The organism is Flavobacterium sp. PLA-DH12, from assembly GCF_059511845.1.
Window position 1 is genome coordinate 61041 of sequence record NZ_JCAMPD010000007.1, and the last position, 23862, is coordinate 84902.

Annotated in this window: 27 protein-coding genes; 17 read left to right on the forward strand and 10 right to left on the reverse strand. The window is 31.7% G+C overall.

The window, feature by feature from the left end; genetic code table 11:
- The first annotated feature begins 128 nt into the window (after nucleotides 1-128).
- The 14 genes from AC5ZCW_RS14740 to AC5ZCW_RS14805 all read left to right on the forward strand — a co-directional run bounded on the left by AC5ZCW_RS14740 (nucleotide 129) and on the right by AC5ZCW_RS14805 (nucleotide 12508).
- Nucleotides 129-929: a hypothetical protein gene (locus tag AC5ZCW_RS14740; RefSeq protein WP_496120668.1), complete on the forward strand. Its 801-nt coding sequence runs from the start codon at nucleotides 129-131 to the stop codon at nucleotides 927-929.
- A gap of 102 nt (nucleotides 930-1031) precedes the next feature.
- Entirely contained in the window at nucleotides 1032-2375 is a 1344-nt protein-coding gene (locus AC5ZCW_RS14745) for a hypothetical protein (protein ID WP_496120669.1), read from the forward strand.
- A 50-nt stretch (nucleotides 2376-2425) separates the two neighbouring features.
- Nucleotides 2426-3427 (forward strand): SPFH domain-containing protein, encoded by a 1002-nt coding sequence (locus tag AC5ZCW_RS14750; RefSeq protein WP_496120670.1) that lies wholly within the window; start codon nucleotides 2426-2428, stop codon nucleotides 3425-3427.
- Between the two features lie 188 nt (nucleotides 3428-3615).
- Entirely contained in the window at nucleotides 3616-4278 is a 663-nt protein-coding gene (locus AC5ZCW_RS14755) for a hypothetical protein (RefSeq protein WP_496120671.1), read from the forward strand.
- Nucleotides 4279-4805: 527 nt separating this feature from the next.
- Complete coding sequence (locus AC5ZCW_RS14760; RefSeq protein ID WP_496120672.1) at nucleotides 4806-5642, forward strand: ankyrin repeat domain-containing protein; 837 nt, start codon at nucleotides 4806-4808, stop codon at nucleotides 5640-5642.
- Nucleotides 5643-5747: 105 nt separating this feature from the next.
- A complete protein-coding gene (locus AC5ZCW_RS14765; RefSeq protein ID WP_496120673.1) occupies nucleotides 5748-6194 on the forward strand; it encodes a hypothetical protein in 447 nt (148 codons plus the stop codon).
- A gap of 353 nt (nucleotides 6195-6547) precedes the next feature.
- The gene (locus AC5ZCW_RS14770; protein ID WP_496120674.1) at nucleotides 6548-8326 is read left to right on the forward strand and encodes a DUF4153 domain-containing protein; all 1779 of its coding nucleotides are present in this window, start codon (nucleotides 6548-6550) and stop codon (nucleotides 8324-8326) included.
- 490 nt (nucleotides 8327-8816) lie between these two features.
- Nucleotides 8817-8972: a hypothetical protein gene (locus AC5ZCW_RS14775; RefSeq protein ID WP_496120675.1), complete on the forward strand. Its 156-nt coding sequence runs from the start codon at nucleotides 8817-8819 to the stop codon at nucleotides 8970-8972.
- Between the two features lie 161 nt (nucleotides 8973-9133).
- The gene (locus AC5ZCW_RS14780) at nucleotides 9134-9487 is read left to right on the forward strand and encodes a tetratricopeptide repeat protein (RefSeq protein WP_496120676.1); all 354 of its coding nucleotides are present in this window, start codon (nucleotides 9134-9136) and stop codon (nucleotides 9485-9487) included.
- Nucleotides 9488-9563: 76 nt separating this feature from the next.
- On the forward strand, nucleotides 9564-10352 hold the full coding sequence (locus AC5ZCW_RS14785) for a hypothetical protein (protein ID WP_496120677.1): 789 nt from the start codon (nucleotides 9564-9566) through the stop codon (nucleotides 10350-10352).
- A gap of 131 nt (nucleotides 10353-10483) precedes the next feature.
- Nucleotides 10484-10969 (forward strand): hypothetical protein, encoded by a 486-nt coding sequence (locus tag AC5ZCW_RS14790; RefSeq protein WP_496120678.1) that lies wholly within the window; start codon nucleotides 10484-10486, stop codon nucleotides 10967-10969.
- A 164-nt stretch (nucleotides 10970-11133) separates the two neighbouring features.
- Nucleotides 11134-11613 (forward strand): hypothetical protein, encoded by a 480-nt coding sequence (locus tag AC5ZCW_RS14795; protein ID WP_496120679.1) that lies wholly within the window; start codon nucleotides 11134-11136, stop codon nucleotides 11611-11613.
- Complete coding sequence (locus AC5ZCW_RS14800) at nucleotides 11610-11822, forward strand: hypothetical protein (RefSeq protein WP_496120680.1); 213 nt, start codon at nucleotides 11610-11612, stop codon at nucleotides 11820-11822. The genes AC5ZCW_RS14795 and AC5ZCW_RS14800 overlap by 4 nt, the downstream gene beginning before the upstream one ends.
- A gap of 38 nt (nucleotides 11823-11860) precedes the next feature.
- Nucleotides 11861-12508: a hypothetical protein gene (locus tag AC5ZCW_RS14805; protein ID WP_496120681.1), complete on the forward strand. Its 648-nt coding sequence runs from the start codon at nucleotides 11861-11863 to the stop codon at nucleotides 12506-12508.
- A 139-nt stretch (nucleotides 12509-12647) separates the two neighbouring features.
- Here AC5ZCW_RS14805 and AC5ZCW_RS14810 read toward each other — a convergent pair whose 3' ends face one another.
- The 6 genes from AC5ZCW_RS14810 to AC5ZCW_RS14835 all read right to left on the reverse strand — a co-directional run bounded on the left by AC5ZCW_RS14810 (nucleotide 12648) and on the right by AC5ZCW_RS14835 (nucleotide 16979).
- Nucleotides 12648-12839 carry a hypothetical protein gene (locus AC5ZCW_RS14810; RefSeq protein ID WP_496120682.1) on the reverse strand — a complete coding sequence of 64 codons (192 nt, stop codon included), beginning with the start codon at nucleotides 12837-12839 and terminating at the stop codon, nucleotides 12648-12650.
- 147 nt (nucleotides 12840-12986) lie between these two features.
- Complete coding sequence (locus tag AC5ZCW_RS14815; RefSeq protein WP_496120683.1) at nucleotides 12987-13493, reverse strand: hypothetical protein; 507 nt, start codon at nucleotides 13491-13493, stop codon at nucleotides 12987-12989.
- A gap of 101 nt (nucleotides 13494-13594) precedes the next feature.
- Nucleotides 13595-14059: an Mpo1 family 2-hydroxy fatty acid dioxygenase gene (locus tag AC5ZCW_RS14820; RefSeq protein ID WP_496120684.1), complete on the reverse strand. Its 465-nt coding sequence runs from the start codon at nucleotides 14057-14059 to the stop codon at nucleotides 13595-13597.
- 46 nt (nucleotides 14060-14105) lie between these two features.
- Nucleotides 14106-14621 carry a DUF2199 domain-containing protein gene (locus AC5ZCW_RS14825; protein WP_496120685.1) on the reverse strand — a complete coding sequence of 172 codons (516 nt, stop codon included), beginning with the start codon at nucleotides 14619-14621 and terminating at the stop codon, nucleotides 14106-14108.
- A 2-nt stretch (nucleotides 14622-14623) separates the two neighbouring features.
- On the reverse strand, nucleotides 14624-15871 hold the full coding sequence (locus AC5ZCW_RS14830) for a TMEM143 family protein (RefSeq protein ID WP_496120686.1): 1248 nt from the start codon (nucleotides 15869-15871) through the stop codon (nucleotides 14624-14626).
- A gap of 643 nt (nucleotides 15872-16514) precedes the next feature.
- Nucleotides 16515-16979: a hypothetical protein gene (locus AC5ZCW_RS14835; protein ID WP_496120687.1), complete on the reverse strand. Its 465-nt coding sequence runs from the start codon at nucleotides 16977-16979 to the stop codon at nucleotides 16515-16517.
- Nucleotides 16980-17312: 333 nt separating this feature from the next.
- Here AC5ZCW_RS14835 and AC5ZCW_RS14840 point away from each other — a divergent pair, with 333 nt between their 5' ends.
- Nucleotides 17313-17723, forward strand: a complete 411-nt coding sequence (locus tag AC5ZCW_RS14840) for a helix-turn-helix domain-containing protein (RefSeq protein WP_496120688.1) — start codon at nucleotides 17313-17315, stop codon at nucleotides 17721-17723.
- Nucleotides 17724-17833: 110 nt separating this feature from the next.
- Here the strand turns inward: AC5ZCW_RS14840 and AC5ZCW_RS14845 are convergent, their stop codons facing one another.
- The 4 genes from AC5ZCW_RS14845 to AC5ZCW_RS14860 all read right to left on the reverse strand — a co-directional run bounded on the left by AC5ZCW_RS14845 (nucleotide 17834) and on the right by AC5ZCW_RS14860 (nucleotide 21724).
- The gene (locus AC5ZCW_RS14845) at nucleotides 17834-18655 is read right to left on the reverse strand and encodes a hypothetical protein (protein ID WP_496120689.1); all 822 of its coding nucleotides are present in this window, start codon (nucleotides 18653-18655) and stop codon (nucleotides 17834-17836) included.
- Between the two features lie 41 nt (nucleotides 18656-18696).
- Entirely contained in the window at nucleotides 18697-19704 is a 1008-nt protein-coding gene (locus AC5ZCW_RS14850; RefSeq protein ID WP_496120690.1) for an SDH family Clp fold serine proteinase, read from the reverse strand.
- A 248-nt stretch (nucleotides 19705-19952) separates the two neighbouring features.
- Nucleotides 19953-20666, reverse strand: a complete 714-nt coding sequence (locus AC5ZCW_RS14855; protein WP_496120691.1) for a LytR/AlgR family response regulator transcription factor — start codon at nucleotides 20664-20666, stop codon at nucleotides 19953-19955.
- Complete coding sequence (locus AC5ZCW_RS14860; protein ID WP_496120692.1) at nucleotides 20642-21724, reverse strand: sensor histidine kinase; 1083 nt, start codon at nucleotides 21722-21724, stop codon at nucleotides 20642-20644. Before AC5ZCW_RS14860 ends, AC5ZCW_RS14855 begins: the two co-directional genes overlap by 25 nt.
- Nucleotides 21725-21805: 81 nt before the next feature.
- Between AC5ZCW_RS14860 and AC5ZCW_RS14865 the strand changes: the two genes are divergently transcribed.
- Together AC5ZCW_RS14865 and AC5ZCW_RS14870 are read left to right on the forward strand one after the other, a co-directional pair.
- A complete protein-coding gene (locus AC5ZCW_RS14865) occupies nucleotides 21806-22051 on the forward strand; it encodes a hypothetical protein (protein ID WP_496120693.1) in 246 nt (81 codons plus the stop codon).
- A 247-nt stretch (nucleotides 22052-22298) separates the two neighbouring features.
- Nucleotides 22299-23828: a SulP family inorganic anion transporter gene (locus tag AC5ZCW_RS14870; protein ID WP_496120694.1), complete on the forward strand. Its 1530-nt coding sequence runs from the start codon at nucleotides 22299-22301 to the stop codon at nucleotides 23826-23828.
- Nucleotides 23829-23862 lie beyond the last annotated feature (34 nt).

Consider the following 23862-nt stretch of genomic DNA (forward strand, 5'->3'; position numbering starts at 1 on the left):
TAAAAATGAATAGAAATTGTAAACATGATAGGCAAGGAGATTTAGTAAAACGTATCGCACTAAAGGATTTGTGTGTGAGCGGGGACTGCTTAATTAATAAAAGTTATTTTTTTCAAACAACATATTTTATGAAACAACATATTGTGAAATTTATTTTGGCTACGATTATTTTCATTGCATCAACAGCCTCTTACGGACAAACCGTATTAAAAAGTAATGAAATGAATGATGATTGGAATATGCTAGATCAGATAATGTACGGCAAACTGCAACATTTAAGCTATAAAGACGGCATAAACCTAAAAGGTGGCGAATACATTTTAGAGACAGAAAAAAGAGGAGGAGGTAAAGGGTCTTATTTTTTTCATGTAAATACTATGGGGCAGGTAGATGGCATGATGATTATTGAGCCCGAAAAACCGTATTATGATTTTAATATCACTTATAGAAATGACACGCTCATAAAATTTGAGAAAAAACATAGCGGACAAATGGTAGAAACAGCCTATCGCGAAGGGACGGTTTTTTACAACAAAACCTACAATGATGGAAAGTTTGAAAGTGAACACAGATATGAAAATAACGAATTAATCTATTCTAAACAGATGAACCTCTCAGGATGGGATGTGCAGGATAATATCAAAGGTACAAGGGAGTCTTATTACGGAGAATCAAATATCATTGAAGAAAGGATTACAACCCAAAACTTAGACAAAGGGATCGATGAGATTAAAGAAACCTTTGATGAAAAAGGAAAGTTGGACAGTAAAAAAATAAAATTTAAAGATGGCCGAGAAAAGACAATTAACAAGGACGGGAGTTATACCATAACAGCGCCATCGGAAGGAGGGGAATACATATATGAATACTCAAATAAAGGTAAGCTGTTGTATAAAACAAAAGCAATTTATCCAACAATAAGCAATTAGAATAAAGTATTTATCCGGTGCTCACCCACAAAATGGAATTTGGTGCAGTCAAATTTTTCGTACGGGAGCAGGGAATTATCTAAAAATATATCCTTATAAAAAATGGCCAAAGAAATAAAAGCAATTCAGTGTCCCAAATGCGGAAGCACAGAAAAAACAGAAATACGACCAGATTTTTATCGATGCAATAGCTGTCAAACAGAATATTTTCTAGATAACAATGATATTAATGTAAATGTCACTCAAACCGCAGCATATTCACAAACTTCTATAGATACCACAAAAGTAAAAAGGGGATTTATGATTTTTGTAGGAATATTGTTCGGTATGATTGTTTTCACAGGTATACTTAATTTGTTTATAGGTAATAACAATTCATCCTTTCAAAGTTCTTCAAATAACGATGATGATGGCATGTGGGAAGGCAGTGATGCATATTGTTTCGCAGAGTCTTCAATGGCAAGGCCATGTTTGTTTCAAATTGGAAGAAAAGGGTTTCATAGCTCAAATAATGCTAAAAATGGGACCTACATTACTTTTTATGATGCAGTAAAAAAAGAAGAGATAAAAACGGAAAAAATCAACGATAAAACTGATGGATTTGCAGAAGTTAAAATGCGCAGGTTTGCTGATGGATTTGTATATGCCACGGTAGATAAAAACAAAGTGCTTAAAATAGATATCCATACACTTACCGTAACAGATGTTTCAACCGATTTATTTAAAGGCTTCGCTCAATTATCTGTAGGTGTTGCTACAATGGAACTTGTGTATGATAATTACGGTGACGGATTGAACATCATGACCAATGATGGGAAGAATTATTATTACTATCCTGTTGTTGGAAAATTATATACTAAAGAACAATTTGGTAAGCAAAGCGAAGGTATGAGCACTTTGCTTCCCGGAGCCAGAGAACGTTATGCCTATTTATTTACATCAGTAAGCAATGACTATCCAGATGAGAAGATACAGCTTTTAAAAGTCCTTTTTAAGGATAATGTAGGAGGCCCAAAAGAGATGATAACAGCTTCATCATGGAGGAAAGTTGACGTAACAGAATATCCAGAAGGAGCAGGTATTTACTATGGTATAAAAACTAAGTATGAAAAAAAACTAACCCATAATGGAGGCGATCGTGTTCTGTCTCTCCATGATGTAACTCCTGGACGATCTTATTTTAATCCAAATATTTTGTATTCTGATGATTCGGGAGAGGTTATTATCAAGGTTTTTCCAAATGCCAATCCCGATGGATTACCAAATATTCAAAGTATAAATACAACTACCGGAGCTATCAATTGGACATATTTGGTAAAAAAGGCAGATTTGTTAAACAGTAAAATAAGTATATGCAAATGTAAAGAGGGTTATTTGCTTTCATCTCAAAAAGTGATTATGCTAGATAAGTCTGGAAAAGAAATGAGTTCTTATGAATTGCCATAGTAATATTTCCGATTCGTAAACAATAATAGCAACAACTAAAAAACAAAAATATGGGACTAGGTAATTTTTTCAAAAGACAATTAAGTACTGTCATAGAATGGACAAATCAGGACACGAATGTTCTGGTGTATAAAATTGAAACTCCGACAGATGAAATAAAAAATGCGAGTAAACTTATCGTGTCACCGGGGCAGGGATGCATTTTGGTATATGAGGGAAAGGTGCGAGAAGTCATCGTCGAGCAAGGTACTCATGAATTGAAGACAGATAATCATCCGTTTATCACCACGCTGATGAAACTTCGTCAAGGATTGGAAAGTGAACACAAAATGGGAATTTACTTTTTTCGTACAGCAGAATTGCTAAATCAGCGCTGGGGAACAGCTGCACCCGTAAAATATATGGATAACACGTACAATTTTCCTGTAGAGCTGGGGGCAAATGGTTCTTATTCTTATTTTATTTCGCAACCACAGTTTCTTTTTGAAAATATTATCGGTAGCAAATCGGTTTTCATGACGGGCGATATGCAGCAAGTTCTCAATTCGCGTATTGCTCCTGCTTTGACCACACACTTGGCCAATGCCGGATATTCCTATCGCGATATAGACAAGCATCTTTTTGATATGTCGAAAGCATTGCAAAATCAATTGAATGAAACATTTGAAAAACTTGGGCTTACGGTTACAGATTTCCAAATTCAGGCTACCATATTTGATGATGCGACAAAAAAACGTATTTCGACTATTGCAGACATGACTACCGAATCGTTATCAGCCAGTGAAGTTGGGATGAGCTTTGTGGATTTGGAAAAATTAAGAGCATTAAGAGATGCAGCAAAAAACGAAGGCGGACTTGCAGGTGCAGGCTTGCAATTGGGTGCTGGTATGGAGTTGGGCAAAGCATTCAACATTGGTAAAGAGGAAACTGTTCGTATTAATGAGGAAGATTATTCTGTTCAGCTAAAAAAAATGAAACTGCTGTTGGATGAGCAGATCATTACGCAGGAAGAATTTGATGCCAAGAAAAAAGAAATATTGAGTAAAATTTAAAATCATTGAAAAAAATGAACAAATCCTACCCCAAAAAAAATGTTTAAGAATTTCTTGTTGTTTGTTTTTTGTATTGCGATGAACTCTTGTATGTAAAAACTATTGACGTTGATCCTGTGTTTCTTAAAAAGGGCTGCGGATTAGTAAACAATTAAACAAATTTATTTTATTAAAAATATAATAAGCACATGAAACAATACCTTATGTCCCTGACAGTTTTGTTTTTTTTTAACGTTTCTCATTCTCAGGAAACTGGATTATACAGGCTTTTTGATAAAGAGTTAAACAAAACTCTTATAGCGATTAAAGTAGAGAATAAAAAAGGTTTGAAAATATCAGGTGTTAATGAAGAAACTAATGAAATAAAAGAATTTGCAGAGCCTTTGCAAAGCACTACAAAAGAAAATATTTATTTTTTTATTAAATCTGATGGAGGAAAAGACAATGGCGTAACAGTATTGCAATTTATTGAAGACAATAAAGCATTATGTATGTATGTCGATACAGTTTTCGTTAATAAAGAACAGGTAGAAAAGTTTATTTCCCAACCCGTTAATTTAGAAAAAGCATTGTGTTTTTATCTGACAAGAAATATTTCGTTAGAACAGGTAAAGAAAATGCCATCCATTAAAAAGATATCAGCAGAAAATTTGAAAATGTTAAAAGACAAGATTAACAATAGATTAAAAAGAAAAAAAGAATTATTTCCCGAAAATTTAGACATATTGATGGAATTTAAATTGTATATGAAATACGAAATGTGGCTTAATATGCAATGTTTACTCTTGGGTTATCAATTTCCGATGACCAACGAAGAGTATAAATGGCTGATGGAAAGATTTGAAGATTAAAATGAAAGTTAGAACAGAAGGAATTGAAACAAATTTTCAGATTTGAGAACAGCGAAATCTATTCACCAAAATATCTCACAACTACTAAGAATACGAAGGGCAGAAAGATTATATAGCAAAAACAAGTGCAAATACAATTTCCTGAAAATAAAAAGGATGAATACAAACCTATAAACAAAAAATATAACTATTAAAATATAGTAAAAAAGAATATTGAGCCAGATAGGCTGAAGTATAAAATTTAAGGGTAGTTTTTCAAATGAAATTTAGTAATAATATAGGCTTTTGAAATTCGATTTATTTCATCTTAAAGTATCCATTAATAGTAATTTCACAACAAACCGTGTAAAACAAACAAAGATTTTTGAATAAAATGATGAAAACCATTGGTGAATTGAAATTTTTGAAAGTAATCAAAAAAAGTAATTTTTATACTAATCACATTTTTCTGTCTAAATGCCAACGCTCAAATAAATAGAGATTGCTCAACTTGCTCAACAAAAATTTTCTAAAAACGAACAAAATAAATGAAAAAGTTATTATTAATAGTACTATCGACAACAATATTTCTTTTGCAATCATGCGAAAACAAAACAGAAAAATCAATCAAATCATCAAATAAAATAATTGAAAAACAAAAAGTAAAATTGACTCCAATCACGAAGAAAATCACAAAAACCCCGATACCAACTGATGAAATTGTAGATGAGTTTTATCAGGCAATCTTTGATAAAGACGACAAAAAGGTTATACAAATGCTGGAAACAAAATTTCCTGCAAACTATGAACCTACAAATAAGATAACACCCTTAGAAGCATTGATTAGGTCATCGGATAATTCATATTTAGCAAAACTATTTGTAGAAGGCGGAGCAAAAATTAATAACCCAAAAGAGCCGTTGATTGTTGATGCTTCTGAACATGGCAGATTAGAAATTTTGAAATATTTGATTGAAAATGGTTGTGATATTAAAAATAATGAAGCCTTCAATAAAGCAGGATTTAATCAGTTCTACGATGCGACAAAATTGTTATTGCTTAATGGGGCAAATCAGGAAAAAGGAGATGTAAGAGGAAAACTTTGGTTTTTTGAACAAGCAGTGATTAAATCTGATTACGAAGCACTTAATAAATTAAATCTAACGAAAGATGAATTGAATAACAATAATTGTGATGGAGAAACAGCATTGATTATTGCCATTAAAAAAAATAATTTGGAGATGGTAAAATATTTAACAAACAAAAATGCAGATAAAAACAAACCCGAAACTTTTGATTGTGGAGATGATATTTCTTATGGAAAAACACCAATTCAAATCGCACGGAAAAATAATTTTAGAGAAATTATCTCCTTACTTGAATGAGTATACTAATTGCAATTCAATCGAATTGTTGCATTAAAGATCTTATACATAATTGAACCATAATACGTTATGTGTATTTTAAAAAAAAACACTTTTATCTAATTTATGAAACCACTAATTATAATTTTAATACTTTGTTTACCATTAAAATTCGTTGCTCAAAACGATTTAGAACAAAATTTATCTTCAGGACAAAAAAAGACCGTAATTGAAACAGCAAGCCTTTGGTTTACGGAAATATACAAAGGAGAAACGGATAAACTAATGGAAATTTCAGATTTTCCATTCTATATGGAAAGAAAAAAGCTTATAGTCAGTCATGACAATCTTAAACAAATCTATCAGCATATAATTGAAGATAAAGGCAAAAGAAAAGTTCCCAAGTTTCAAACGATTATAATAGAAAATGAATTACATCCGACAGATAATTTCACACCAAAAAATTCAATTACGGTAGGAATAAAAATTAGGGGTACAGATTTAGAAGAGATGCTAATATTATACGTTAGTCTAGTAAAAAATAAATCTAAAGTTGTTGGCTTTAGAGATTAAGCTGCCCCAAAATTGATCTTTCTGAGCAAAGTTTCTCGATTTTTTATTCGTTCCGATATTATGTTAAATTAATTCCCGACCTCCCGACCTCCCGACCTAAGGTGAAGCACCAAGCTTTGGGAGAATAACGTTCTGCATGAAAGGTGTCTCGTGCTGAAATAATGATAGATAAAAAAAATCGCTATTTCAGTATGTATAATTTTAAAATAGTAAGAAAAATTACATGATTATTGCCGTTTATTTGAAAATGTTGTACTACAAGTGATTTGTAATTTTAATTGTAAAATTACCAGTTTAGTTAATTAAGCATGGGTAACTATTTGAATTCCATATAAAAAATAATCAAAATAAAAATGAGTAAATTACCATCATTACAAAATGTTTTAAATGCAACAAAAAAAACAATTCTTAGGTTTCCATTAGAAATTTTAATTTCGATTACGGGAACTACATTGGCTATTATCCTAATTGAATTAAGCCATGATCTTCAAGAAAGAGATCTCTATGTAAAAGGAATAATGTCTTGTTGTTTATGTTTGGCATTATTCCTTTCTGTCAGTCTGTTTTTTTTAGCTTCAAGAAAAGGCAATTTACTGCATTTCTTAGCAAGTGTTGTCCTTGGAGGTTTGATTGTGTTATTTGTTTTTAATTTTCATGAAGACATTACAAGTGTAGAAATTCAACAATTTTTTGTACTTGGTATTGCTTTACATTTATTGGTTTCGTTTTCCGGATTTTTGCTGAGAACTTACGATCAAGATGAGTTTTGGGAGTTTAATAAGCGCCTTTTCATCAGAATTTTGACCTCTGTTTTGTACAGTTTTGTTTTGTATTCAGGATTGGCTTTGGCAATTTTGGCAGTAGATCAATTGTTCAATGTTGAATTTAACGATAAAATTTATTTTCATGTCTTTTTAGTTATTGCTGGAATCTTTAATACGGTTTTTTTCTTGAGTGGAGTTCCAGAAATCAACTACAACAAAGAATCTTTAGTTCTTGATTATCCAAAAGGACTCAAAAACTTTACTCAATATGTTTTATTGCCTTTAATAAGTCTGTATCTGACAATTTTAATATGTTACGAAGCTAAAATATTGATTCTGTTTTCTTTGCCTGTTGGTTGGGTTTCATATCTCGTTTTGGTGTTTGCTATTGTAGGAATTCTGTCCTTTTTACTGGTTCTTCCTATTGCTACCAAAACAGGAAATCTGTGGATGAGAACATTTAATCGTTGGTTTTATTTTCTGCTCATTCCTTTACTGGGATTGCTTTTTTGGGCAATTTTATACCGAATCAATTTTTACGGTATTACACATGAACGCTATTATGTTCTTTTATTGTCAATTTGGCTTTCAATTGTGGTATTGTATTTTTTAATTAAAAAAAATCCTAAAATCAAATTCATACCAATAAGTATGTGTTTGGTAGGTTTACTTTCTATTGTGGGACCACAAAGTGCTAATTCTGTTTCGATGAATAGTCAGCTTTCCAGATTTGCAACTTACATGAAAATGTCTTCTTCTAATAAATTGAATTTTGAACAGGAAAAAGATTTAAGCAGTATAGTCACTTTTTTAGGAGAAAATTACGGAGTGGAAATTATGATGCCGTATGCCAAAACAAAACTTGAAGCACTTCTTAAAAAAAATAAATCACCTAGTGATTCTGATATAATGAAGGCTTTGGGGTATAAATACAGATGGAGTTATGAAACCGAAAAAGATGTGCGTGCTGAAACTTATTATTTCTATTATATTGATGATAACGACGGTATAATAGAAAATATTCATGGTTATGATATGTCTTTCTCTGTTGCTTCAAATAATGCTGATTTTGAATGCAAGGATTGTATTAAAATCGATGGAGAAAGTTATTCTATTGAATCAAAGAAAAAGTATTACGGAATCGAATTAAAAATTAATAAAGATGTTTTTCCTTTAAAAATTATTGATTTTATAAATAAAAATAATGATATCAGATCGAATGCAAGAGGCAATAATAAAATCACTCAATCGATAGATAGTAATAAATATCATATTTTAATCACTTATTTAACTGTAAATAGCAGAAATGAAAAAGGCAAAAGAGAGGTTGATAGCTATAGAGTAAAAGTTATGATTGGTGTCAAATAAAAAATGGAGAGGATGTTTTTGGTCATGGAAAAGGTCTGTAAATAAAGAAAAATGAAATTGTATTGCGGCAGCTTAAAGTTCGAAAGTTTTAAATAGTAACGAATTAGTGTTATAGAAAATTTTGAATACTCTCGGGCTGAAAATTTTGAAATTATTGGTTACAATATTTTTATTTTTAGAAAATAAATTGAAAGAATATTCGTTCATTATTAATTAAAAATATCAATTGAAATATTCTATTGTTTGGAGCTTCAAATAACATATTAGATTTCTTAGGAAGAGGTTTTCGATTTGAAGATGATTTAAAAAAATCAATACCAACTTTAACAAATATTTACTGCTACCAGATGGCGAACATATTTTTATTAATTAAACAAAGGAAAATGAAAAGAGGGGATGTATTTAAAGATTGCAATTTATCATTTGCCTCATTCCATATTTGCATGAATGTCTTAGACATTTATCACAGAAAAACATCAATTCAAAAGTCATGAAAGCGATTGCCACAGAAGTTTTAATATTAAAATGGAAAGAATCTGAAAAATATGATAAAAAATCATTCCGTGCGATTTTATTGGAATTAATCGATAGGCTGTTCTATTCTTCAGTTGTTAAGCCAGCTAAAAACATGACATGGTCTCAATAGCAATACATCGTAGAACTTCGCTTACCGGTTTGTTGATCCAGATTGGAATAAATCTTGTTTTTATTTTAATCGCAATAGTGACATTGTATTTTATTAGTGGCAGTACTGTGTTCAATCGACAGATCTTATTTAGATCAATTTGGATAGGACATTTCAGTTTCATGCTTACAATTATTATTCAGCATTATTGGAATATGACTACTTTCAAAAAAGGATTGAAGCTTTTAAAAAATAATCAATACGAGTCAGCAATAGAATTATTTGAAAAGGCTTATCAGCATTTTGAGAAATACCCCTCACTTGATCGTTATCGATATGTCTTTTTGATAACAACTTCAAAAATCAACGTCAGAAAAATGTGTCTAATAAACATTGCCGCATGTTACGTTTTACTTAAAAATAAAGAAAGAGCAATTTTTTATGTTAATACGCTGATAACGTTAAACAATGGTAAAGAAGTCCATTTGTCTTGGTATGACGATTTTATAAATAAATATGAACGAGGAAATGTTTAATTTTTTTACTGCGAGGTTCAAACGGTTATTTGTACTTGAGCACATGCCCCAAGGTGTAAACACAAAATGGAGTATAATGATAATCTTGGTTTTTCTGTTGGCGGGAGCAAACGGCTATTCCCAAACTATTCACGAAAGGGAATTCAAAAATGTTATTGAAGTGTCGGACAAAAATGTGACGACAAATGGCATTGATTATCTTTTTGACGTGACTATTCCAAAATCGATGAAAATACCTGTGATTTTTGTTCAGACAGAGATACCTCTAAATCTTTTGCAACATATTTATCCCGATTTTTCAAAGATAATCGTTATAGTTCCCAATTGGCCATATTACAAGGAAATGTCTCGTCAAAAATTCCCTAGAGGTGTTTACTGTGCAGAACCGATAGCTAGCTCCATTGTTTACTCTTTTTCCCGGGAGAACGTAGGAACCAAAAAGGATAGTTTGGTCATAATGGGAGGCAGTGGTTTTCCAAAAATGCAATTTGCATCTTATGACAATGTCATTGCCAATAAGAATAAGATCTTTTTTAGTGAAAGTTATGGTTCTGTTTGCTGTCCGCCAGATTCTCAGTGGAAAAATACACCAACTCGAGAGGAATTTATTGCTAGTTTCGAAAAAGCCAATAAAGTTAAAGTAGAAGATACTTATGTAATAAGTCGGGGCAAAGAAGGAGAGGCCGAATATCACTACACTTTAAAAGGTCTTTCAAATGCGTTGAAACTTCGGTTCATGGTAGAGCGGAGGTATAGCCAGATTATAAACAAACATCTCAAAGAGATCAGTCACATGCCAATGATTTTTACCCCGACGATATTGGAACTTAATGACAATTTGAAACAACGAAACAGGAAATTATAATACAGCCTATTTTTTAATGAATAAACAGGGCTTATTAAGTTTTTGGCACTTATAAAAAACTTTATGGGGAATATTGCCAAAAGACATTCAATGCAAAATTCTATTTCTACTATACTAAAACATTAACAAACATGATTGTATCTCAAAACACCTTTTTTCTCATTTTAGGAATCATTGCATTTGTAATACTTCTTAAGCCATTGTACGTGCATTTTATAAAAAAGCAAAAGCAATCTGGTAGCGTATTTGATGCCATACGGATTGTGTTACTGATAGCACTACTGCCAGTCAATTGGTACACGCCAAAAATAGTAACTGTTTTGAACTGTAATGATTACAAGGAGGAAGTTGTATTGTTTCCAACTAATAAAAACGGTGTTGAAATCAGCTACGGAAAAAAAACATACATTTTTAACAACTCCGCTAAAAACTTAGTATTTGAATACCATTATTACGGGAATAATTCACCGGAGGAAGGAGAAAAAAATGAGATTATTAAACCAAATCAATCAGTAAAGGTAAACACGATTTACATTGATTATTTTTTTGAAGCACCAGAAGAAAGTGTGTCTTCAAAATCGGGAGGAGCAACAAAAACATCTTTGCGTTGTGAATAGTGACAAATTCGTTTTTTAAAATTTATTGGGCACAAGTATACAGTCAACAAAAAAACATTTCCTGACAAGGAACATAAGAATTTTTAAGGATAAAATTTAATTCTTTTAGAGTCTCGATGTCACCCAAAGATTTGATTCTAAAAATTTAAAATAAATAAGCAAACATGACAACAATCGAAAATTTATTTCAAACACCAAGAATTATACCCAGCAATTGGCAAAAAAAGATTACTCCTGAGACAACTTTGTATAAAATAGTTTTATGGTGTGCAATATTAGGAGTGATATCAGGAATTTTTACATTGATACTTTTGGCTTTTGGATCGCCTCTAATGTATTTTATGGTAATGGCTGGTTTTGCAGTATCTGCAATTCTTTCTCTGCAAATAATAAAAAAAACAGAAAGGCAGAAAACAATTGAAATACTTAGCAAAGCTCCTTTATCATATATAGGATTTTGTACTTATTGGAGTCGTCTTTTGGAAAAAGACGGGTATGGACTAGCCGTTTTTGTGTATGCTGCCAATCCATCACTTGCGCAGAATGCTGAGTACATAAATGCTGTAAGATATAATGTGATACGATTGTTGTATGATGAACGCCCCCTCAGAACGACTTGGAAAAAGATATTTATCATAAAGTGAGAGACAGTAAGACAGGTCATTATGCTGTAGGGCTGCAATGCCCTGTACCCTTGTCATTAGGAAGTCAAGGTGATACATTTTTGGCAAGTACAAACTTTTCCAATGATAGTTTGCCTCCAAATTTTAATATGGAAAATTATTTATGGGCTGTATTTATCCATGATAAAAAACCAATGAATATACTTACCAATGAACTGCTAAGTTTATAATACTTTTTCAGATTATTTATAACTAAAAAAATCATATTATGGATAGAGAAAAAATACTATCGAAAATTGAAAAAATTAAAGCTGTGACTATCTGCTTAATAGGCAGTATGTTTGTTGGTTTTGGAATTACCTACTTCAGACCTCAGTCAGAATATTATATTCCCCGTATTTTGGCTCTTTTGTACACTTTAGCAGGTAATATAGGTCTTGCAATTGGAATTATTATTTTAGGAAGTGGCTTGGTTTGTTATGCTTATTATATTTGGAAAAAAGCAATTGGTCAAGGCAAAACGTTTGTGAAGATTGCCATTTGCTTACTGGTGGTTTCCACAATTCTTGCATTTTTTACACAAAAGCCCACAGATAGAGATACGTTTCTTGAAAAAATAAAAGAAGCTGAAAAAAGACAGAAATTAAAACCAGTAACAGCGGGAACATCTTCGGATTTAAGTCATCGGGAATTAGATGTCCAATTTATAAAATTCAAAATGCTCTATAATCAATGTAAGGCAAATTCAATTCATGCTAATACTGCAATTGGACAAAAATATCAAAAGGAATTTTCGGAGTGGCATGAGGAAACAAGACAGTTTATAGACAAAATAACTGATTCTAAAGATAAAGAGAAAGCAACAAATCAGATGAATGAGTGTTTGGAAAAATGGAATAAGCTATTGGGACATTAAATAAATTTGATTATTCAATTTTTTTATGATTCAGTCGGATTTTGTGAAAAGTAATATACAAACTAAAAGCGCATTCTTTTAATTATTAAAGAAATGCGCTTTTAAAATTATAAATCTGTGCGGATGTCTCGCAAGATATTTACTTTGGCTGTTTTTTGGAATTTTTAATGATATAATAAACCGAAAATACAAAGACAATGCTATAAATAACTGCCATTGCTGGATTCTCAAATTTTAGATTCTGAAAGTCAAATTGCTTGTATAAAGTGATGCCTAAAATGATGGCTACTATCCAAAAGACAAATGTAATAGGTTGGTTTTTATTTTCCATAATTAGATTGTTGGTTGTTAAAGATGTTTCAGATTTCGCTTTATAGATTGAATTTTAAACTATTTAGAAATGCTTTTTTAAATGAAAAGGACAAAAAAGATAAAATTCTCTTCCTTGTCCTTATATTTTTTAAGAATTTAAAGAATATTATAAAGTGGGTTTAAATTTGCTTATTCCGCTAAATTCTTTATACTCTGAATATATGTGAATACCAAGAAGTATCCATTTTCTAGTTCCTCCTGCCTGATATTCAAAGGTGTTTTTCTGTTCTGTTTTATTTATAGTAATGTACTCTGTAGACCATTCTGTACCAAAAGAGTATCCAGTTCTTGGAATCAATGCTGAACGAGCATTTTCGCCATCGCAGATAACGTACAATTCGATTTTTGAAAAGAGATCATCTTCAAGAGTAGTTTTTGAAAGGTAGGTATTGCGATTTGAAGATTGTTTTTCGGTTTCGCTATTTTCAAATTCAAATTTTTTATCTTTTTGTTCATTGCTTGGTCTTGTAATAAAAGATAAAGCAAAAAAAGAAAAGAGAATGGCAACGGATAAGCCAACTTTTTTACGAATCTCTGCTGCTTTTTTTGCACTAAAAATAATAAGCATTAAAACAAGTGCAATGTTTAGTATTCCCCAGATTAACTCTATCATAATTTTATTTTAGATATATCAAAAGTACATTTTTATTTCAAAAAATAGGATAATCCTTATTTTTAATTATTGGTCGCAGGGTGACATTATTTCGAAACGATTTATTTTCTAGAAAATAAATTCTCAACAACCCAAGCCGGACCAATCAATAAAAACTGAAGATCTTTTAAGAAAGAAGGTTTTTTGCCTTCAATATTATGCCCGTAAAACTGTCCGATCCAAGCAATAACAAAAACGCCGATTGAGAATGCCCACAACGGTACAACTTGTCCGATATAATAATTGATAACTAAGCAGATTCCCGAGAACAAAGCAATTTTAATCGCCATTGCAACCGATAATCTAATGTAGAAAACCAATACAAAAAGCAGAACCACAAAAGCCCAGTTTTCGATAATAGGTAAATTTAGGTTTAAAGTATTGGTAATAATTCCGCTTGGAATACTCATTAACAAGCCAACGATAGAAAAGAAAATTGCGGGAACGCAAATGTAATGAATCGTTTTATTGGTTGGATTCTGATGACTTACGGCATATTCTGCAAACCATTGGTCTAATGTTCTCATTGTTTGTGGTTTTAGGGTTAGATGCGTAAATCTAATAAAATTTCTTTTAGCTTTTACCGTGCTGAATTTTCATTATTTCATCTACAATCGAAATGGCTTTTTCTAAAGTAATTCCGTTTTCCTGATCTAAGGTTAAAGGATGATTTTCTTCAATCATTTTTATTTCTGGAATTAATCCTAAACCTTGTTCAATGGCGATTGATTTTAGGGATATAGTTTTGCCATAAGTAGGAACATCAGTCTGCATCCAGCCAAAGTAAGGCTGTTGGTGAATTCTGTTTGGATCTTCCCATAAATCCATTCGAAGACAGAAATTATCTTCGCTTATCGTTGTCCATACATTAAAAACTAAATCTTCATGATAGTCGATTATCGGAATTGTTAGTCTTCCACGATGAAAAAAATGTTCTTCATCTACATAACACCAATTTCCTCCAAATTCAATTCGTTTTTCTCTTTCTTCTGGCGGAATAGCAAAATAATAAGCAGGAAATTCGTTTCCAAAACACAAAGGCATTTCGTCAAAAACTTCGCCACAGCAAGAACATTTGTAAGTATACATTTTTAGTATTTTAGAGCATTTGCATTTTGGTTGTATTGAAAAACATTGTCCCACAACTCATCAATAGCGATAAGCGCTTCATTTAACGGAATCACGTCCCATTTTCCGTTAGTTTCTGTTCCTAATCCTATACTTTTTAGTTTCAATAAAGCATCGTTTACGTCAAAATCTAAATCGGTGTTTAGTTTGGTTTTAAACCAAGATTCAATTTGATTGTCTAGTTCTTCAGCTGTTAAAGATTCTTCACTTTCGTGTAAAAATGTATAAGCAAGAATAGTTTCTTTCAAGGCTTCTTCTTCTGAAGAATTTAGTAAAGAATAAAACGCACCGCTATTGTTGCCGACGTTCTTAAAATACAAACTGTCAGAAAGCGTTTTAGAGTATCTGATTTTCTTGTTTACGAAGTTGTTGTATTGACGGAAACAATAAGCACCTAAAATTCCTAACGCAATTAAACCTTGATTTAAGGAAGTTTTACTGTTTAATAAATCGATGGTTTCGCCAGTCTGATAAGCTTCATACATATTAATCAATGCTGGAATTACTTTGGCGCTTAATAAAGAAAGTCCGCCAAAAAGACCTGGAACCCAAAGCAGTAATTTATCTTTAAGAGACATTTTCGGAATGGCATTCGGGAAAATAGTTTCAAGATCGTTTTTAGGAACGCGCTTAAAAATTTTCAGAGCAATAGAACCCGGATCAATTGGCATTTTACCTAACTTGACTTTCTTTGCTTTCAGATAATCTGCTTCGCTGTAATTGAGGTAAATTAAGACGCGATCATAATATTCAATTTCGACTTCTTTGGTCCAGAAAAAGTATTTTTTGACTTTTTCTTTCGCTTTATGATGTCCGCGTGCATAAAGTTCGAAATCTTTAAAAGCATTAAAATCGATAGAAAGATGCAATCCAATCAAATCAGATTCGTTAAAAGCATCGTTTAAAGCTTGTTGATTAATTCTGTAATAATTACCACGCTCGAGAACTTTCAGCAATGTTTCTTTAAAAACGGGAAAATCGCTTTTATTGATAAACTGTTCACGTTCTTTTTCGCTTAAATCGGGATCATAAAGCGCGTAATGCTGTTTTAGATTTCGATTAAGATTAAAAGATTCGTAATGATAATAATGTTCGATAATTTCGAATAGCTTTTTAAAATCATCAGCCTTTTGTGCATTTTCGGCAAACGCAGCAATTTGCTGTTCGAGTAAGAATTCTTTGTTAAACGGAATATAATGTTCTCTAGTCATGCGGACTTAATTTCTTGGCTTTTACAGAACGCAAAAATACTGCCTGAAATTTGATTTTAGGCTTTATGCGTGATGTTTTTTTAACGCAAAGCGCGCTAAGAATTTTTAATGGAGAGACTTAATAAAACCGCAAAGCTCGCAAAGCTAGACAGAAATGCACTTTGTGCACTTTGTGTTTTAAAAAAGATTTTAATTGTTGTCTAAAATTCAAATATAGCCCGCGGTTTCAACCTCGGGAATGCTCAGAGATGTGTTGTGATATGGATTGTGTCCCGTGGTTGAAACCACGGGCTATGTTGAAATAAAATTTGCAAAGCTTTGTGTAGATAAAGCTTTGCGTGATCAAAAACTTCTCAAAAAAAACTTTGTGAACTTTGCGTTATCCTTAGCACTCTTTGCGGTAAAAAATGATTAAGTAGGTAAACAAAAAAAAGTGAAATTTCCAATCGGTACCAGCGATTTGAAATTCCACTTTCTGTTCCAAAAAAAAAGTGACAAAAAATTAAAAAGCTCTCTATTAGAAAACCTTGCCTAAACTAAAAATTATTCACTACAATATTAGCACAAAACAAAATGATGGCTACGAGTATTTATACCTGTTTTTGTAAATGATCAAAGATTTTGAATAGTTAGAAAGCAAAGGTTATTGCAATACCGATTTCTTTAATTCGATTACACCTTGAATATATTTTATTAATTCTTCTTTAGTAACTGCAAAAGGAGCTTTTTCGGCTTCGAAGTTTAAATAGAGATTAGCAATACTTTCGGCATCAAGATTTTGAGCGAGGTAATGATGCTCTGCATATTCTATAAGATGATCTACAAAATGTTCGCGCTGTTTTCCTTTTTCGACTGTTTCTAGATCGCCTTCTTTTATTTTTTCGATTACAGATTCTGGTAAATCAATTGTGAGATACATGCAGTCGACAGCAACTTTAGAGAGTAGTTCTTTGGGCACTCTTCCTGTTGCATCGCAGTATGCGCAAGGCGCTGGAACCCATTTTAATTGACGGTTTAAACGGCGGATATCATCCCAATCAACAAATCTTTTTCCAAGACATCTCGGACATTTTGTATCTGATCTTCTAAAAAAATTAAAAATGCTCATTGGTTTGTAAGTAGCTTAATGGTTTGGTTGGCGCGAATTTAAATAATTAAGTAAGAAAAGTTTCTTGGTTTACGATTTTTTTTAAGAAAATAATTCACAAAATCCCAATTTTATACAATTGGCATTGATTTAAAACAAATAAAAATAATGATTGCTAAAATCTGAAATCCCTGTAATTACTAGGCATACGAAGTTTTGGTCTTGTATTAGATTTAGTACAAAAAGGAAATGTGCATTGCTTTTTTAGTTGTGAGAAAAACGATACTTTTGTTTGATAAAAAGGTGTTTTTATTGAAATAAAAAACTTTAAAGAATTTTAAATATCTTTGAATTATGAGCACAGCAACAAAACCAAAACATATTGGCAGAAATATCAGCCGAATTAGAGAGCTTAGAGGTATGAAACAGGAAGCGCTTGCTATTTCTATCGGAGTAAGCCAGCAATCTGTTTCTAATATTGAGGGAAGTGAAACCATCGATGACGAAAGACTAAATAAAATTGCCGAAGTTTTAGGCGTTTCTGCAGAGACTATCAAGAATTTTAGTGATGAAGCCGTTTTTAATATTATTGGTAATACAGTTACTAATCACGATAATTCTGCTTTATTTCAATTTCACCCAACATTCAATCCAATCGAAAAGCTGATTGAATCTTATGATGAAAATAAGAAACTTTATGAACGTTTATTAGAATCGGAAAAAGAGAAAATTTCTTATTTGGAAAAGTTGCTTAAAGAGAAATAGGATTTTATAAAATATTATAAAAACAAAAAAAAAGAGACTTTTAAAGTCTCTTTTTTTATTTTTAGGTGTTCTCGTAGAAGTATATAAACTTTTTTAAAAGAAAAATGTTATTAATCAGTTTTGTTATTTTCTAATTTTATCAGAAGATTTGGGATTAAAGTTTCACTGAAACCAGCTAAAACACCAAAAACTATAAACCCATAAAGAGGCTTGTCAAGTTCGTTAACTAAGCCAAATATTAAATTTGACTTTATACTGAAAAATATAATAATTGAACCTAATATGGAAATGAAGATTCTTTCTATCCCATATATTATATAAATACTTCGATGTACATCTTTCTCAAAAATCATTGTATTTAATCTTCTTGAAACAGATATAAAGCCCTCAAGGCAACCTGCCGATATTAAATAAATTAGTTCAATTATTATTGGTGTGTTTTTAAAATAATTATAACCATAAGTTAAAACTGATAATGATATACTAATTAAAGTTAATATCATAATTGTTACAATATAGCTTAAGCGATGAGTGAATTGGTCCTTATAATTTGTATTTATCTCATTTATAAGATTGTCAAATTCGCTATTGCATGAAGTGGCATCTGAAGCTAATCCTTGTGATAAAATATGAGCAATTCTAGTTTTTATTGAGTTATCATTAACTTTATATAGCAACCCTTTAACTTGATTATACTTTAGACGAATTTTGTCAAATCTTTTACTTAAAGTTTCATCTTCTTCAATAATTGAGTCAATTTGTATCTTGATACTGTCAGAAATATGAGGGGTTTTTATTTCGTAAATTACATATTCATCTGATTGAGAGAAAATTTTTTTTATAAGATCTCCAGAGACATCTTTAGAGCCAATAACAAAAGATTTCATTCTCTTTATTTGTTCTTCTTTATACTTAACTTCTTGTTCTGTCATTAATTGTTTTTAATTGATTTAAATTAGTTTGTTGTCTTGTTCTATCTTCTTTTTAGTAAAGTGGAATCAGAGTTTAGTCCTCCTATAAAATAAAAATTTCGATTTGTGTATTCAGCTATAGTTTGTAAGGAATCAAGATATTGATAGATCGAATTACCAAATTCATATTCTGGAGTATTATGTTTCACAATTTTATTTCCTAATATTTTTTCTGCTTCAGATTTATCAATTACAAAACTATGATCTTTATATTTATAAACAAGTTCATTTGCAATTAGACTAGCTTCCTTAGGTAAATTTTCTTTATGTGTATTTAACAGATTTTCGGCATATTGTGTGGCGGATTCTGCTACTCTTTCATAATAACCTATTTGAATTGGTTCTATAGACATATTTAAATATTGAGCAAACATTTCAGAGGCTTCTGGGTTTTCAGCAACTAATTGTGCAATATGTTCGATAGAATTTTTTAATCCTAGCGTTGGTAAATTGTTTATTTGAGGATCAATTGGGCCAAGTTCACTAAGACTTCCCATATGAATTTCATTAGCGGCACAACACAGTAAAGTAGCTGCTGATTTTGCATGCCTTGGTACAACAGTGATAAAATTTCCATTTGAATATTCACGACATAATTTTCCAATTAAGTAAGCCGAACCAGGAACACCACCTCCTGATAGCAATACCATCAAGACAGGTTTAGATTTGTCAAAACTAGTAACTGCATCATAAATTTTATCTGCGTCACTTTTTAACATTGTTGTGTTATCAAATAAAAAGACAAAATTATACTTTTTTGCTATAGATGATTTTTTTACAATTTGATTTAGATAGCCTTTGAAATTTTTCTGATATATTTTTATTAATGAATTAGTTGCCTCATCTTCATAAGCCTCAATTAAAGATTTTATAACATCAAATTCTTTTAATTCTTTCTCTTCTTGATTCTCTTTTTCTTCATTATTAGGAGCAGTATTGTTAAGAGAATTAGTTTCTGTCAATCCTTTTTCTACTTCTTTGTCTTCCTTTTTTGTTTCTAGTTTAGCCATAATTTTTGCTTTTTTTGTAATGTTTCTAAATGAAATTAGTCTTATTTATGTTAACTTGTTAACCAATAAACAAACTATTGTAAGTGCATATTGTTGCCAAACAATTATACCAATAAATAAAAATTCCTCAGCAAGTACTTCTACGCATTTTGCAAACCCGTAAAAAACAAAAGCCCAACTTTAAAAAAGTTGAGCTTTTCAAAAATTATCTAATTATCCAAATTGACAAATTATCTCATTAAAAAAGATTATCTCATTGACAAGTTGTTCAGCAGAATCTGATATTTCCTTCCCACAGGAATAATATCGCCATTTGACATTGTGAGATTCTTAGCAGTAACAGCAGAAATTTTAGTCGTATTTACAATATAAGATCGGTGAACTTGAAGGAAATGCGCACAATCAATTTCGGCACTTATACTCGCAAGCGAGCCGTAAATAACAATTGGAGATTTTAATTTACAGTTGTACAATTTCATGTAATTTCCCAGACTTTCGATGTACAAAATATCAGAAAGAGGTGTTTCAATTACTTGTCCGTTCGAGCGGTAAGAAAGCACTTTTTCGTCGTCGCTGTTTTCTTTTTTAAGATTATTTCCGGAATGATACGTTTTGGCTTTTTCTATTGCCTTTGAGAATTTATCGAACGAAATAGGTTTCATTAAATAATCAATAGCATCGTTTTGGTAGGCCGAAAGCGCAAAGTCAGAATAAGCCGTTGTCACAATCGTAATGGGGCGTTTGGGCTGAAGTTCCATTAATTCTACACCCGAAATTATGGGCATATTAATATCTAGAAAAATAATATCGTATTGGTTTTCGTTGAGCAGTTTTATGGCTTCCATACCATTAAAAGCACTTCCAGAATGTTCCAGTTCGTCAAATTTAGAAATATGCGAAATCAAGGCTTTGTGTGCCGGCGATTCGTCATCAATTATTAGACAGCGGTAGGTAAGTGCCATATATTCAATTTTACGATAAACATATCTTTCTCTTTTTTACAGCTCAAAGTGTGTTTTAGGCGGTATACTTCCAGACGTCTTTTTAGATTTTCAATTCCGATTCCCGTGCTCGAAAGTCGCGATCCCGAATCGAGATAATTGTTTTTTAAGGTAAAAGTAACGCTTCGGCAATTTACCTTCAAATCAAGATTGATAAAAGGTTCGGCAGTTTCGGCAGAAAACTTCACTGCATTTTCTACCAAAGGGAGAAAGAACAAAGGCGGAATTTCGATTTGATCGTGAACGCCTTCAATTTTTTGCGTTACAGCTAGTCTTTCGTTTCTAAAGGTGTAATATTCAATGTATTTTTTTATAAACGCAATTTCTTCCTGCATTAAAACATAATCTTTCTTAGAAGCTTCAATCTGATAACGCAACATGTCTGAAAGATTCAATATTCGATCTGGAACTTTTTCTGGTTCTGCTAGAGCTTCTCCGTAAAGATTATTCATTGCATTTAATAAAAAATGCGGATTCAGCTGCTGTTTTAAAAACGAAAGTTCCGATTTGAAATTCATAATATCTTTATCGGCTTGGCTCATTTTTTTGCTAATAACAATATGCAGGAAATAAAAAAAACAGCCGTTTATAATAAGCGATACAATCTGAAGGGCTTTTAAATTTCCTAGCTCCACAAGCGGGAGGAACCAATTCATGAAGAAATAAAAACAAGTCCAATATACTGCTAGAAGCGTGAAAAAGATTTTGAACCTTTTATGAAATAAAAAAGGCTTAATGATGCAGATGTTAAAAATCGTAATCCAGACAATACACGGAAAATAGCCCATGGCAATTTTGCTGAGAATAAAAGTCCAGCTATGCCCGTCGAGTTTTACTTCATCATAAATACAGGCGAAAATAACTAAATAAACAAGTGTGTTTACGATTAGGTTTCGTAGAAAAAAATTCTGGTAGATTTTTGCAATTGTCATAGTGGCAAAAATAATACAATCGTATAGTTTGTAAGTATTTATAAAGAAAAATTTATACCAACGCCATTCGTATAAATCGTACGCCATTGGTATAAAATTGCTGTTAAAATAGAGGTTTCTCCTTTATTTTTGAATTCGAATTTCTATACTCTTTTAAAAAAAATAAAAATGTACCAGTTTAAAGAATTAAAAGATGCCGATATGATCGTGGAGATTTTTAAAACAAATGTTCAGAATGAATCTGATCGAGATCATGTCATCGCAATGATGCAAAAGCATTTTCCAGAATATAAAATTAATTTTGATTTGGAAGACTGCGATAAAATTTTAAGAATTGAAGGTTTTGATTTGCAGTATGATAACGTCGTAAATCATGTTTCGCATTTAGGCTATACTTGCATAAGATTAGAATAAATTTAAAATAACTTCAAAAGTAAATTAGGTAAAAGTACGCAGCTGTATTTGCTTTTTTTGTAAGTATTTTGCATAATATTTTAATTTAAAATTAAATACAGAAATGATCGGTTTTATACTTTCGATTTTCCTTTTTCTTTTAGAACAGCTAACTTAATCAAGCTGTTTAAATTCTTCTATCATTACTGCTTTTTCATTACGAAAAGGTTTGTGCTTTTTTGCATATTATTTTTCTAATTTTGTGCCCATGAAAAAAGCATTCCAACTCTTCGATTTTAGCCAGAAAGTTAACTATAAAAACGAAATTTTAGCAGGTTTAACTGTTGCAATGACTATGATTCCAGAATCGCTGTCGTTTGCTATTTTGGCTGGATTTCCACCATTGGTTGGTTTATATGCCGCTTTTATTGCAGGATTGGTTACGGCTATTTTTGGCGGAAGACCTGGAATGATTTCGGGCGGAGCAGGAGCAACGGTCATTGTTTTGATCGCCTTAATGAAATCGCATGGAATTGAATATGTCTTTGCTGCAGTAGCTCTTGGCGGTGTCGTTCAGATTTGTATCGGACTTTTTAAACTTGGGAAATTTATTCGGTTAGTTCCGCAGCCCGTTATGTTTGGTTTTGTAAACGGTTTAGCAGTTGTGATTTTTATGTCGCAGTTGGAGCAGTTTAAAACAGTTGTAAACGGACAGGTTTCTTGGCTTCAAGGAACTCCGCTATATATTATGTTGGGTTTGGTCGCTTTGACTATTGCGATTGTTTTAATTTTTCCGAAGATTACAAAAGCGGTTCCAGCATCTTTAGTAGCCATTATGGTTGTTTTTGCTTTGGTAATTGTTTTTAATATTGAAACCAAAACAGTAGAAGATATCGCTTCGGTTCAAGGCGGATTTCCTCCGTTTCACATTCCGAATATTCCACTTTCTTTTGAAACTTTAAAAGTGATATTTCCGTATTCGGTCATTGTTGCGGCTGTTGGTTTAACGGAAGGTTTGCTTACGCTGAATCTAGTTGACGAAATTACTGGAACAAGAGGAAATAGCAACAGAGAATGTATCGCACAAGGAAGCTCAAACATCTTAAACGGCTTTTTTTACGGAATGGGAGGCTGCCCAATGATTGCACAGACTTTAGTAAATCTTGGTGCAGGATCAAGAGCCAGACTTTCGGGAATTATTGCAGCACTCACTATTTTATTGATTATTCTTTTCGGGGCTCCAGTAATCGGGAAACTGCCAATGGCGGCTTTAGTTGGTGTAATGATGATGGTGGCCATTACAACTTTTGAATGGGCAAGTTTCAGGATTATTAATAAAATGCCACGACACGATATTTTTGTTGGAATTCTAGTGGCTGTAATCACCATTGTGTTGCATAATCTGGCTTTGGCGGTTTTAATTGGCGTAATTATTTCGGCTTTGGTTTTTGCTTGGGAAAGTGCTAAGCGAATTCGTGCAAGACATTATATTGATGAAAACGGAATAAAACACTACGAAATTTATGGGCCGTTATTCTTTGGATCTACAGCAGCTTTTTTAGAAAAGTTTGATATTCAAAACGATCCCAATCATATTGTAATAGATTTTAAAGAAAGCCGTGTTTCAGATATGTCGGCAATAGAAGTTTTAAATAATCTGACTAAGAAATACAATCAGCTCAATAAAACAGTAGAATTACAGCATTTAAGTGCCGATTGCAGGCAATTGCTGAAAAATGCTGATGCGGTTATAAATGTTAATGTTATTGAAGATCCAACTTATAAAGTGGTTAGTTAATTAGACAATGTGCCAATTTGATAATTAGAGAATT